Source organism: Actinomycetes bacterium (assembly GCA_036510875.1).
Classification (GTDB): domain Bacteria; phylum Actinomycetota; class Actinomycetes; order Prado026; family Prado026; genus DATCDE01.
Genome location: DATCDE010000029.1, coordinates 23140 through 34506, shown reverse-complemented (window position 1 = coordinate 34506; position 11367 = coordinate 23140). Strand labels below are relative to the sequence as shown.

The 11367-nt window shown below is 71.5% G+C and carries 15 protein-coding genes and 1 pseudogene; 3 read left to right on the top strand and 13 right to left on the bottom strand.

Annotation, left to right across the window (positions count from 1 at the left end):
* The first annotated feature begins 133 nt into the window (after nt 1–133).
* Nucleotides 134–739 carry a hypothetical protein gene (locus VIM19_01850; protein ID HEY5183655.1) on the top strand — a complete coding sequence of 202 codons (606 nt, stop codon included), beginning with the start codon at nt 134–136 and terminating at the stop codon, nt 737–739.
* A gap of 97 nt (nt 740–836) precedes the next feature.
* Here the strand turns inward: VIM19_01850 and VIM19_01845 are convergent, their stop codons facing one another.
* The 10 genes and pseudogenes from VIM19_01845 to VIM19_01800 form a co-directional block, all read right to left on the bottom strand.
* Nucleotides 837–1070: a lipoyl domain-containing protein gene (locus VIM19_01845; protein ID HEY5183654.1), complete on the bottom strand. Its 234-nt coding sequence runs from the start codon at nt 1068–1070 to the stop codon at nt 837–839.
* A complete protein-coding gene (locus VIM19_01840; protein ID HEY5183653.1) occupies nt 1067–2107 on the bottom strand; it encodes an alpha-ketoacid dehydrogenase subunit beta in 1041 nt (346 codons plus the stop codon). The genes VIM19_01845 and VIM19_01840 overlap by 4 nt, the downstream gene beginning before the upstream one ends.
* A gap of 27 nt (nt 2108–2134) precedes the next feature.
* Nucleotides 2135–3112, bottom strand: a complete 978-nt coding sequence (locus VIM19_01835; protein ID HEY5183652.1) for a thiamine pyrophosphate-dependent dehydrogenase E1 component subunit alpha — start codon at nt 3110–3112, stop codon at nt 2135–2137.
* A gap of 106 nt (nt 3113–3218) precedes the next feature.
* Nucleotides 3219–4031, bottom strand: a complete 813-nt coding sequence (locus tag VIM19_01830) for an IclR family transcriptional regulator (protein ID HEY5183651.1) — start codon at nt 4029–4031, stop codon at nt 3219–3221.
* Nucleotides 4032–4128: 97 nt separating this feature from the next.
* Complete coding sequence (locus tag VIM19_01825) at nt 4129–4386, bottom strand: hypothetical protein (GenBank protein ID HEY5183650.1); 258 nt, start codon at nt 4384–4386, stop codon at nt 4129–4131.
* A gap of 44 nt (nt 4387–4430) precedes the next feature.
* Nucleotides 4431–4634 (bottom strand): annotated as a pseudogene (locus tag VIM19_01820) (inorganic phosphate transporter).
* A 45-nt stretch (nt 4635–4679) separates the two neighbouring features.
* Nucleotides 4680–4946, bottom strand: coding sequence for a hypothetical protein (locus tag VIM19_01815; GenBank protein ID HEY5183649.1), 267 nt, complete (start codon nt 4944–4946; stop codon nt 4680–4682).
* 94 nt (nt 4947–5040) lie between these two features.
* Complete coding sequence (locus tag VIM19_01810) at nt 5041–6030, bottom strand: LamG-like jellyroll fold domain-containing protein (GenBank protein HEY5183648.1); 990 nt, start codon at nt 6028–6030, stop codon at nt 5041–5043.
* On the bottom strand, nt 6008–6748 hold the full coding sequence (locus VIM19_01805) for a signal peptidase I (GenBank protein HEY5183647.1): 741 nt from the start codon (nt 6746–6748) through the stop codon (nt 6008–6010). The genes VIM19_01810 and VIM19_01805 overlap by 23 nt, the downstream gene beginning before the upstream one ends.
* 5 nt (nt 6749–6753) lie before the next feature.
* Nucleotides 6754–7587, bottom strand: coding sequence for a TasA family protein (locus VIM19_01800; protein ID HEY5183646.1), 834 nt, complete (start codon nt 7585–7587; stop codon nt 6754–6756).
* Nucleotides 7588–7735: 148 nt separating this feature from the next.
* Between VIM19_01800 and hisC the strand changes: the two genes are divergently transcribed.
* Nucleotides 7736–8797 (top strand): histidinol-phosphate transaminase, encoded by a 1062-nt coding sequence (gene hisC / locus VIM19_01795; protein ID HEY5183645.1) that lies wholly within the window; start codon nt 7736–7738, stop codon nt 8795–8797.
* Nucleotides 8798–8800: 3 nt separating this feature from the next.
* Here hisC and VIM19_01790 read toward each other — a convergent pair whose 3' ends face one another.
* Genes VIM19_01790 through VIM19_01780 form a run of 3 tightly spaced genes read right to left on the bottom strand, consistent with a single transcriptional unit; the run spans nt 8801 to nt 9765 of the window.
* Complete coding sequence (locus tag VIM19_01790; protein HEY5183644.1) at nt 8801–9031, bottom strand: EamA family transporter; 231 nt, start codon at nt 9029–9031, stop codon at nt 8801–8803.
* Between the two features lie 15 nt (nt 9032–9046).
* A complete protein-coding gene (locus tag VIM19_01785) occupies nt 9047–9592 on the bottom strand; it encodes an EamA family transporter (GenBank protein HEY5183643.1) in 546 nt (181 codons plus the stop codon).
* Entirely contained in the window at nt 9562–9765 is a 204-nt protein-coding gene (locus VIM19_01780) for a hypothetical protein (protein HEY5183642.1), read from the bottom strand. Before VIM19_01780 ends, VIM19_01785 begins: the two co-directional genes overlap by 31 nt.
* Nucleotides 9766–9955: 190 nt before the next feature.
* Between VIM19_01780 and VIM19_01775 the strand changes: the two genes are divergently transcribed.
* Nucleotides 9956–11365, top strand: a complete 1410-nt coding sequence (locus tag VIM19_01775) for a cytochrome ubiquinol oxidase subunit I (GenBank protein ID HEY5183641.1) — start codon at nt 9956–9958, stop codon at nt 11363–11365.
* Nucleotides 11366–11367 lie beyond the last annotated feature (2 nt).

The window sequence follows — 11367 nt, the reverse complement described above, 5'->3', positions numbered from 1 at the left end:
TGGTCGTGGTACGCGGGGTGTTCGGCAACGTCAGCGACACCGACGTCCGCGCCACCGTGGCGACCGACCCGCTCCCGCCGAGCCGGGACGGCGGATGTGCGCCTTCGCTCGACCGGCTCTGCACACTGGGTGAGTGCCCGCGATCCCGGTGTACCTGGAGCTCGGCCGTATCTCGACGTTCGCCGCTGCGGTGGACTGGCCCGGCTGGTGCCGCCGCGGCAAGGGCGAGGAGGCCGCCCTGGAGGCGCTCGCGGAGTATGCGGGTCGGTACGCGGCGGTGGTCGGGCCCTCGTTCGCCCCCGGGGACCTCGCGGTGGTCGGTCGGCTGTCGGGTAGCGCGACGACCGACTTCGGGGCTCCCGATGCCAAGGGTCCGTGGGACGACGAGCCGCTGACCGGGTCCGAGGCCGACCGGCAGGCCGGCCTGCTGGAGGCCTGCTGGACGGCGTTCGACTCGGTGACCGCGACGGCGCCTGCCGAGCTGCGCAAGGGCCCCCGCGGCGGCGGCCGGGACCGGGACGCGGTCGCGGAGCACGTGCGGGAGGCCGAGCGGGTCTACCTGCGCAAGGTCGGTGTCCGGGTGCCGCCGCGGACGCCGTGGACCGACCAGCGGGCCGCGCTGCTGGACGCCCTGCGCGGCGGCGGGCTGGAGGGCGCCTGGCCGCCTCGGTACGCCGTCCGCCGGATCGGCTGGCACGTCCTCGACCACGCCTGGGAGATCGAGGACCGCGCCCCCTAAGCCTGAGCGCCGCGAGTGGACCCGCAGTGAGCGAAGAGGGCTCGTTTCGCCGGATAACGCTCACTGGGTGTCCACTCGCGGGCGGGGGGTGGCGGGTCTACTCGATGCGGGCGATCACCGTCCCCGGGGTGGCCACGCCCTCCTCGGGCACCAGCAGCCGGACCGTCCCGGCGGTGGGCGCCTCGACGTCCACCGACACCTTGTCGACGGCGACCTCGGCGATGACCTGACCGGCCGTCACCGGCTCGCCGTCACGGACCAGCCAGGTCGCCACCACGCCCTGCTGGTCGGGGTCCTTGCCCAGCGCCGGGAACGTGATCTCGACGCTCACCGCCCGGCAACCGACACGATCGCCTCCCGGATCCGCCGGTGCGTCGGCAGCACCTCGTACTCCAGCGGCCGGGCGTACGGAACTGGGACATCGGGGTAAGCCACCCGCGTGAACGGGGCCCGCAGCAGGCCAGGGTCGGACTCGGCGATCGTGGCGGCGATCTCCCCGGACAGTCCGAACGAGCGGTAGTCCTCGTCGACCACCACGATCTTCCCGGTGCGGCCCACCGACTCGAGGATCGCCTCGCGGTCCAGCGGGACGACCGAGCGCAGGTCGATGACCTCGGCCTCGAGCCCCTCGCCGGCCAGCTCGTCGGCGACGTCCAGGCAGCGCTGCAGCGACAGGGACAGGCTGACGACGGTGACGTCGCGGCCGGGCCGCGCCACCGCGGCCTTGCCGATGGGCACCTCGTACGACTCGGCCGGCACCGGCCCGATGGACCGCGGGTTCTTGGCCATCCACGGCAGCCCCATGACGCCCTTGTGGAACATGTAGAGCACCGGGTTGTCGTCGCGGATCGCCGCGGTCATCAGGCCCTTGGCGTCGTACGGGTTGCTGGGGACGACGACCTTCAGGCCGGGCAGGTGGGCGAAGGTGCCCCACAGGCACTGCGAGTGCTGAGCCCCGTCGGAGTAACCGCCGCCCACGGCGGTCATCAGCACCATCGGCACCGTCACGTTGCCGCCGGACTCGTAGTGGATCTTCGCCATGTGGTTGTAGATCTGGTCCATGCACACGCCGAAGAAGTCGACGAACATCAGCTCGACGACCGGCCGCATGCCTTCGACGGCGGCCCCGATGCCGGCGCCGATGAAGCCGGTCTCCGAGATCGGGGTGTCGATGATCCGGGTGGGGCCGAACTGGTCGAGCAGGCCGGTGGTCGAGCCGAAGATGCCGCCGTACGCGGCGACGTCCTCGCCCATGACGAACACCTCGGGGTCGCGCTCCATCTCCTGCGCGATCGCCTCGGAGATGGCCTTGGCGGTGGTGAGCCGGCGGGTGGCTGAGGCCGCGGCCGGCTGGTCGGTAACAGTCATGGTTCCTCCTGGTCCTCGCGGCCTCGGTCAGACGAACACGTGCTCGTAGGCCGCCGCGGGCGGCGGCTCCGGGCTGGACTTGGCGAACGCGATGGCGTCGGCCACTTCCGTGGCGGCCTCGGCGCGGACCGCTTCGACCGTGGCGTCGTCCAGGACTCCGTCGGCGCGCAGCTTGGCCTCGTAGGCGGGGATCGGGTCGTGGGACTCCGCGACCGCGAGCTCGTCGCCACGGTAGGCCTGGGCGTCGCCCTCGAAGTGGCCCCACAGCCGGACCGTGTGGACCTCGAGCAGCGTCGGGCCCTCGCCGGCCCGGGCCCTGGCCACCGCCCGCCCGGCTGCCTGGTAGACCGCCTCGACGTCGTTTCCCTCGACCCGCTCGCCAGCCACCCCGTAGGCCGCGGCCCTGGTGGCGTTGCTGGGCACCGAGGTGGACGCCGTGCGCGCCACCGAGATGGCCCAGTCGTTGTCCTCGATGACGAAGACGACCGGCAGCTTCCACAGCGAGGCCAGGTTGAGCGACTCGTGGAACGCGCCCTGGTTGGCCGCGCCCTCGCCGGCCACGGCCACCGCGACGTTCGTCGTGCCGCGCCGGTGGAACGCGAAGGCCTGGCCGACGGCGACCGGCATGCCCTCGGCAATGATTCCTGAGCAGGAGAAGTGCTGGCTCGGGTCGAACAGGTGCATGTGGCCGCCCTTGCCGTGGCCGAGCCCGGTCTCTCGCCCGTAGATCTCGGCGGTCATCTTCCGCATGTCCACGCCCTTGGCCAGCGCCAGGTGGTGCGGGCGGTGCGGCGCGGTGAGCCCGTCGTCCGCCGTGAGGTGGGCGCACAGCCCGACCGCGACCGGCTCCTGGCCGGCCGACAGGTGCATCTCGCCGGGGATCAGGCCGGCACCGATGTCCCAGGCTGGCGTCTTGTCCGCGTGGTAGTCCGCGCGGATCGCCTCCTCGTAGGTGCGGATCCGGACCATCTGCCGGTAGAAGCCGCGGCGCAGCTCGTCGTCCATGGGACCTCCCGGTGCGTGAGGCTGGTTGTGACCAGGCTTGTGCGGTCCGCAGCCGGCGGCAAGGGCGTCGGTTTCAGATGGTGATACGGCGGCGTCTCAGCCGGTGTTAGCCACTGTCGGCGAGCGCGAGCGCCCGGGAGACCCGCGCAGCGCCGACCTCCAGCGCCGAGCCGAGGGTGGCGGCGTCGGTGGGGGGCACCTTGCGCCGGTTGGTCGTGTCGCCGGTCGGGACCAGGACGGCGACGCCCAGCGCGCCGACGAGCGGCGGCGCGAGGTCGGAGCCGGGGATGCGGACCGGGCAGGCCAGGCACATGACCCCGTTGGTGTACTCCTCGTGGTCCAGGGCGACCCGCCCGCTGCCCGCCAGCTCCTCCTGCAGCCGGGGCAGGCTGACCACGGTGCGCCGGGTGAGCGGCTCCAGCCGGTGCCGGGCGAGGTAGTCGGCCCGCGTCGGCGGGTCGAGGTTGGCCAGGATGCTCTTGCCGAGCGCGGTGGCGTGCGCAGCCTCGTGCAGGCCGACCCACAGGTCGATCCGTGGCGTGGCCACGCCGTCGGCGACGTCGGCCACCAGGATCTCGCCCTCGTCGTACATGGCCAGGTACACGGCGGCGTGCGTCTCCTCGCGCAACCCCTCGAGGATGCGCCGGACCCGGGCGGCCACCCCGGCGGCCCGCCCGTGCTCGGTGAGCAGCTCGACCCGCGGCCCCAGGTGGAACGCGCCGTCCTCGCCCCGGTGCAGGTAGCCCTCGTGCTCCAGGGTCCGCAGCAGGTGGTAGGTCGTCGGTAGCGCCAGCCCGGTGGCCCTGGCCAGCCGCTTGGCCGACGCACCGACGTGGTCGAGCTCGGCCACCGCCTCGAGCAGCCGAAGGGCCCGGCTCACCGACTGGATGAGCGTCTGGTCGTGCGGCTGGTCGGTCATCGACTCCTCCGGGGCCCGACTCCGTCCCTTGATACCGCGCCCAGCGGCGCGGTGGCTAGGGGGCCGGCCGCCAGCTGCCCCGAGGACGGACGCCGGGTCAGTCGATCGCGCCGTGCCCCTCGAGGGGCGGGTGCGTCGGCAGGTGCTCCTCCAGCACCTGCCCCTGCGGGATCTCCGCGGCCACGTCGTCGGCCTTCACCGCGTGCGACATCGCGTAGGCGATGGCGCCGCCGAGCACGAACAGGATGCTGCTGACGGCGACCCAGGCGCCTGCCGTGGGCAGCTGAGTGAGCCGGTAGACGACGAAGGAGAGCCCGATGGTCGCCGGGATCGTGGTGACCCAGGCGACCACCATCTCCCCGACGACCCGCCAGTTGGCGTCCGCCGCAGGGTCTTGGCCACCGTGTTGGCCACCGCCGTCCCCGCGAAGAAGTGGGCCGCGAAGTTGACGGCGGCCGAGAACCAAACCGCTGCCTTGGGGGGGAGCGCCCGGGTGGCGACCACGGTGGCGACCGAGTTGGCGGCGTCGCGGAACCCGTTGGAGACGTCGAACAGCAGCGCCAGCGCGATGATGCCGACGACGGTGACGAGCAGCAGGTCCACAGCGCGCTCCGGAGACTCGGGACATCAGGAGCGTCCCAGGGGGCGCTAGTGGACGGGAGGGACTTCTTGCTCTTTCAAGGTCACCGCGCGACGGACCGCGGGGTGTGGGTCGTCGGCCAGCCGGGCCCGCACGGCTGCTGGCGTGTTGGCGTGGGCGGCGACGGCCGCACGGACGATGAAGCTGAGGTGCCCGGCGAGGGTGCCGAGCTCGGCGGCCGAGGTCGCCGGGTCGGCCGCCTGCGCTCGGACCTGCTCCCAGGACGTCTCGACGATCCGCTGCGACAGGTCGACGACGACCGGCTCCTGCGTCATGCGAGGCAGGGTGCCGCAGAACGGGTGTCGTGGGGGGGTCGGCACGCCGGGAACCGACCGGTCGTAACCGTATCCAGGCCGTTCGAAGGACGGTCTACCAGTGATTGGCGGCCCACAGGCCGGCGATCTGGGCGTCGGTGAGCTGCTGTCCGGCGAACAGGGCGGCCTCGTCGATGCCGCCGTTGAGGCCGAAGTCGGTCGGCTGCGGCTGCCCCGTCGTCGTCCAGCCCGTGAGGTTGTCCCAGCCGACCCGCCAATAGCCCGAGCCGTCCGGAGTGTTCGTCGTCGAGGTCGGGGTGGTCGTCTCGTTGCCCGTGTAGTTCTCGGCGGTGTGCTGGCTGGGGTCGAACTGGTCCCGGACTCCGTCCACATACAGGGCGGCCCCCGCCGGACCGAGGGTCGCGGCCAGGAAGTGCGGCTTGCCGTCGTTGACCGCCATCGACGAGCGCAGGTAGTAGAAGCGGCCGGGGTAGATCGCGAACACGGCGTGCCCGGCGTTGTCCAGGAAGATCTGCCGGTCGTAGTGCTTGTCCTTGGCCCAGGTCGAGCTGCCCTGGCCGATGATCCGGCCGCCGGCGGTCGAGGTGGTCCGCACCCAGGCCGTGATCGAGAAGGTGTTCGAGTTGGGCTGAGGGCTAGGCCAGACGACGGAGCTGCCGCTGCTCGACGTCCCGGGGATGCTCGGCGAGGTCAGCCCGGTGCCGTCGCACCGCACCAGGCCGCTTGTCGCGGCTCCCAGGGTGAGCGGCGCGGCCACCCCGGCCGCGGGCGAGCTGGTGACCACCGTCCCGGCGTTGCCGTGGCCGGAGGCGTCGGCGACCGTGGTGGCGCCGGAAGCCTCGGAGAAGCGCCAGTAGAACGTCGGGTTGAGCGCCGTGACGGAGGCCGCATAGGAGCTGGGCGTCGTGCAGGCCGCCCGGGTGACCAGGCTTCCGGCGCTCGCGGTCTGGGTGTCGCTCAGGTTGGCGCCGGAGCGCCCGACCTGGAGCCCGGGGACGCCGAGGGTGAGCAGCACGGAGGCGACGGCCATGATCAGGGCCGCCGCCAGTCGGGCGCGAGCGTCACGCAGAGGTGTGGACCGCATCGCGGACGCTCTCTGGCGTGGTCGTGGCCGTCGGGGGTGCCCCCACCGGGTCGCGCGGCGCGGGTATCGGCAGGCGTGGCTTGTGCGGGCGGTGCGGCAGTGCCTCCTTGGCCTCGGTGGCCTGCTTGCTGCGCTTGGCCGCCCGACCCCAGGACAGCACCTCGGCGCCGAGGATGAGCAGCAGCGGTGGAGTGAACAGCAGGAGCAGGCCCTGGCGGGACTGCGCGAAGTGGAAGAAGTAGCCCCAGCGCGGGAGCACCTGGACCACCTGGCCGAGGATCTCCTGGACCGGCGTCAGGTTCGGGTCAGGGTCTCGGTTGTTGTCGCCCTTGGTCTGGATGAACCAGCGACCGACGTTGCCGCCGGTCCCGTCCTTGATGAACTGCCCGGTGGTCGGGTCCTGCACGTTGACTTGCTTGATCGCGACGATGCGGTGGGTCGTGTACGTCGTTACCTGCCCGGTGGGCCCCTTGACGGGCACCGTGTTGCGGAAGGTGACCATCTGGCCGACCCGCAGCTCGTCACTGCCGATCGGCTGGATCACCACCGCGTCACCGGGGAGGATGTTCGGCTCCATGCTGCCGCTGGTGATGATGAAGAGCTTCTGGCCGTGCAGCCGGAACCACAGCGGCGTGCCGAACGCCGCGATCAGGCCGACGACGGAGAGCGCGAACGCGAGCCGAAAGGCCCAGCGACGCGCCCGCGCTCCCCTCGTCATCGGCATTACGGAGTGTTGTTGGCAGTCTGGAACGAGTTGAACACCAGCGAGATGGCGGTGCCGGTGGCCTGCCAGGAGTTGTCCGTGCTGGGGCCGTCCAGATGCGCCTTGATGTAGAGCGTGTCGGAGCCGCCAGCCGGGATGACCCGGTCGTTCGCACGGACTCCCGGGGCATCCGTTGGGGAGCCGAAGAGCACCTTGGAGTCCGTCGTCGACGAGACGCTGCCGTCCCCGAAGAGGTCAGCGGTGGTGTTCGTGCCACCGAACAGGACGTCGTTCGTGGGTGTGGTCGGGCACGCCCCGCCCACGAAGGCAACGGAACACACGGTGAACCACAGCTGGTCGGCCAGGTTGTAGCCGCTCGGGCTCCAGGTCTTCCCTGCAGCCGTCGCGGCGGCCGCCGCTGCCGCGATCGCCGCTCCGCCCGCCCCCGTGGTTGCGGAGGTCACCGCGGTGGAGTTCGCGGCGACCGCGTAGCGCAGCTGGAGCGAGCCGGTGTTGTTGACGTGCACCTCGGCGTAGCGCGTGTCACCGGGGGCCAGGTTGGTCTCGCTGAACTGCACGGTCTTCGTCGTGTTGTTGGCGAGGATGACCGACCCGGTGACGATCTGGCCGGCGTTGACCGTCTCGGTGTCGGAGAACCAGGCGCCCGAGCTCAGCGTGCCCACCGTGAGCAGGGACAGGCCCGCGATGCCGACTGCAGCGATCAGCCGCCGCCTGCGCTCACGCTCCTCCGGCGCGGGGCCTTGCGGCTCCAGTTCGTTGAGCAGGTCGTCCATCGTGGTCCCCTCCGTAGTCCGATCCGGCCGGTCGGCGTCTTTGACCGCCGACTCGTTCATCGACCCACCCGTTCGGACGCTTGACGCTGGGGGCTGGAAACCACCCGACCTGGCCAACTTCGGCGAAACCGCGTCATGACCTGAGCGATCCACCGTCAGTCGATTGTCGGGTGGGTGGCGTTGCCCGGCGGACCGTAGGCTGGCGCCCATGACGGCACCGCGGCTGCGCGCCGCCCTGGACGGGGTACCGTCCTACCGGGCCGGCCGTCCGGCCCCCGAGGGCGCCTACAAGATCTCCAGCAACGAGAACCCCTACCCCCCGCTGCCGTCGGTGCTGGCTGCCATCGAGAGCGCCGCGGGCCAGGTGAACCGGTACCCCGACTTCGCCTCGACCGCGCTGGTCGAGGCGCTGGCCGGCCGGTTCGGCGTCCCGGCCGAGCACCTCGCCGTCGGCACCGGGTCGGTCGCCGTCGCCCAGCAGGTGCTCATGGCCGCCGCCGGCCAGGGTGACGAGGTGATCTTCCCGTGGCGCTCGTTCGAGGCCTACCCGATCCTCGTGCAGCTGAGCGGGGCCACCTCGGTGCGCGTGCCGCTGGCCCAGGACGGCGGGCACGACCTGGACGCCATGGCGGCCGCGGTCACCGAACGGACCAGGGTCGTGTTCGTGTGCAACCCGAACAACCCGACCGGCCCCCCGGTGCGCCGGGCCGCACTGGAGCGGTTCCTGGACGCCGTCCCTGGCGACGTCCTGGTCGTGCTGGACGAGGCCTACCGCGAGTTCGTGCGCGATCCCGAGGTGCCAGACGGCATCGAGCTGTACCGGGACCGGCCGAACGTGGCCGTGCTGCGCACGTTCTCCAAGGCCTACGGTCTGGCCGGTCTGCGGGTCGGGTTCGCGGTCGCCCACGAGCCGGTGGCGGCCGCGCTGCGCAAGACCGCGGTGCCGTTCGGGGTCAGCGACCTCGCCCAGGCCGCTGCGGTCGCCTCGCTGGCCGCGGAGCAGGAGCTGCTCGAGCGGGTCGACGTGCTGGTCGCCGAGCGGGAGCGCGTGCTCACGGCGCTGCGCGGGCTGGGCATCGCCGTCCCCGAGTCGGAGGCGAACTTCGTCTGGGTCGGCCTCGGGGGGCGCACCGAGGCCTTCGCGGCTGCGTGTGAGCGGGCCGGGGTGGTGGTCCGCGCCTTCCCGGGGGAAGGCGCGCGGGTCACGGTGGCCGAGCCGGAGGCGTCCGACCGGTTCCTCGCGGTCGCGGCCGCCGAGCTGGCCGGCTGACGGTCAGGGCGTCATGGGGCGGGGGCGCTCGCCGGCGACGACTAGGAACACGCCGAGGACGGCGAGCCCGCCGCCCACCGCGATCACCGCGGTGACCGGCTCGGTCAGCACCGCCCAGCCGAGCAGCACGGCGACCACCGGGTTCACGTACGCGTAGGTGGACACCAGCGACAGCGGGGCGTGCCCGACCAGCCAGACGAACGCGGTGAAAGCGAGCAGCGAGCCGAACACCACGAGGTAGGCCAGGGACTACCAGGCCTCGGCGGGGACGGCGGCCGGCTGGAACCCGTTCCACTCGTGCAGCACCAACGACAGCAGGAGCATCACCAGCCCGGCGGTCAGCATCTCGACGGTGGTGCCGACGAAGGGGTTCGCCGGCAGGCCCAGACGAGGTGACAGGAACGTGCCGATGGCCCAGCACCGGGTGCCCACCAGGATCACCACGATCCCCCAGGCCTGCACCTGGCCGCCGTGGCTACCCGGCCGGGCCAGCACCGCGATGCCGACGAACCCGACGAGGGTCCCCGCCAGGGTGAGCGCCCTCGGATGGTCACCGGACAGCCGGCGCAGCAGCACCAGCCACAGCGGCATGGCCGCGGCCAGGAGCGCAGCCAGCCCCGAGGGCAGCGTCTTCTCGGCCCGCGCGACCCCGCCGTTGCCGCAGACGAGCAGCAGGACGCCGATGACCGCGCCCGCCCGCAGCTCGCGGCTGCTGACCCGCAGCGTGCGCCATCCGGAGCCCAGGGCGACCGCCACCGCGAGGATCAGCCCGGCCACCACGAAGCGCAGCCCCATCGCGCCATGGGCGGCAGGCTGCGCACGACCACCCGGATGGCCAGGTAGGTCGAGCCCCACACCACGTAGACCACGCCGAGCGCCGTCCAGACCAGGGCCGCGGAGGGCCGGCACGCAGCGAACCCGGTGCCCTCTCCGGGGGCGGCCTCGGGCACCGAGGCGGGGGGGCTCACCGGCCCACCCGATCACGGCCGGCCGACGGTGGACACGCGGGATCCGGACCGGGCTCCCGGGCGGCCACCAGGCATGGCCTACCTCACAGTCCTCGCGGGACCAACGACCCTAAGTCGCGGGTGGGGAGCTCGCCCATGCTGGGAGCCGTCATGGCTCCAGGCCGCACGGCGACACCGGAGGAACGCGGACATGAATGCGCTCGACCTCGCGCGGTGGCAGTTCGGGATCACCACCGTCTACCACTTCATCTTCGTGCCGCTAACGATCTCGATGGCGTTCCTGGTGGCCGGCCTGCAGACCGTCTGGTACCGCACCGGCAACCCGGTGTACCTGCGGGCCACCAAGTTCTGGGGGAAGCTCTTCCTCATCAACATGGCCATGGGCGTGGTCACCGGCATCGTCCAGGAGTTCCAGTTCGGGATGAACTGGAGCAACTACAGCCGCTTCGTCGGTGACATCTTCGGTGCGCCGCTGGCCGTCGAGGGGCTGCTCGCCTTCTTCATGGAGTCGACGTTCATCGGCCTGTGGATCTTCGGCTGGGACCGGCTGCCGAAGAAGGTGCACCTGGCCACCATCTGGCTGACCGCGCTCGGCACCTTCCTGTCCGCGTACTTCATCTTGGCCGCCAACTCGTTCATGCAGCACCCGGTCGGCTACCAGATCAACCCGAAGACCGGCCGGGCCGAGCTCACCGACTTCTTCGCCCTGCTGACCCAGGACGTCACCCTGATCACCGTGGCGCACACCATCACCGCCGCGTTCGTGACCGGGGGCGCCTTCATGATCGGGATCAGCGCCTGGCACCTGGCCCGCAAGCGTCACGTCGACGTCTTCCGGCCGTCCATGAAGTACGGCCTCGTGGTGGCGCTGGTCGCCTCCGCGCTGGTCGCCTTCACGGGTGACCTGCAGGGCAAGATCATGACCTCGAAGCAGCCGATGAAGATGGCCTCCGCCGAGGCGCTGTACGAGACCGAGCAGCCGGCCCCGTTCTCCATCTTGACGATCGGGTCCTTGGACGGCAGCAAGGAGATCTACTCGATCAAGCTCCCGAAGCTGCTCTCCTTCCTGGCCACCGGCTCGTTCGACGGCAAGGTCGAGGGCATCAACAACATCCAGGCCCAGTACGTGGAGAAGTACGGCCCGGGGAGCTACATCCCGAACATCCCGGTCACCTACTGGAGCTTCCGGCTGATGATGGGCTTCGGCTTCGTCGTGCTGTTCTTGTCCATCGTCGGGCTGTGGCTGATGCGCAGAGGACGGCTGCCAGGGGGCCGCTGGTTCTACGGCCTGGCAGTCTTCGGCCTGTTCGCCCCGATCCTGGCCAACAGCTTCGGCTGGATCTTCACCGAGATGGGCCGGCAGCCGTGGACCGTCTTCGGGGTGTTCACCACCCCAGCCAGCGTCTCGCCGGAGGTCAGCGGCGGAGAGGTCCTCACGTCGATGATCGTGTTCACCCTGCTGTACGGCGTCCTGGCCGTGATCGAGGTCGCGCTCATGCTCAAGTACGTCAAGCTCGGCCCACCGGCCGAGGACGAGGTCGATCAGCACCCGTACGACCCCGACGCCCCGGCCGACCGGCCCCTGACCTTCGCGTACTGACG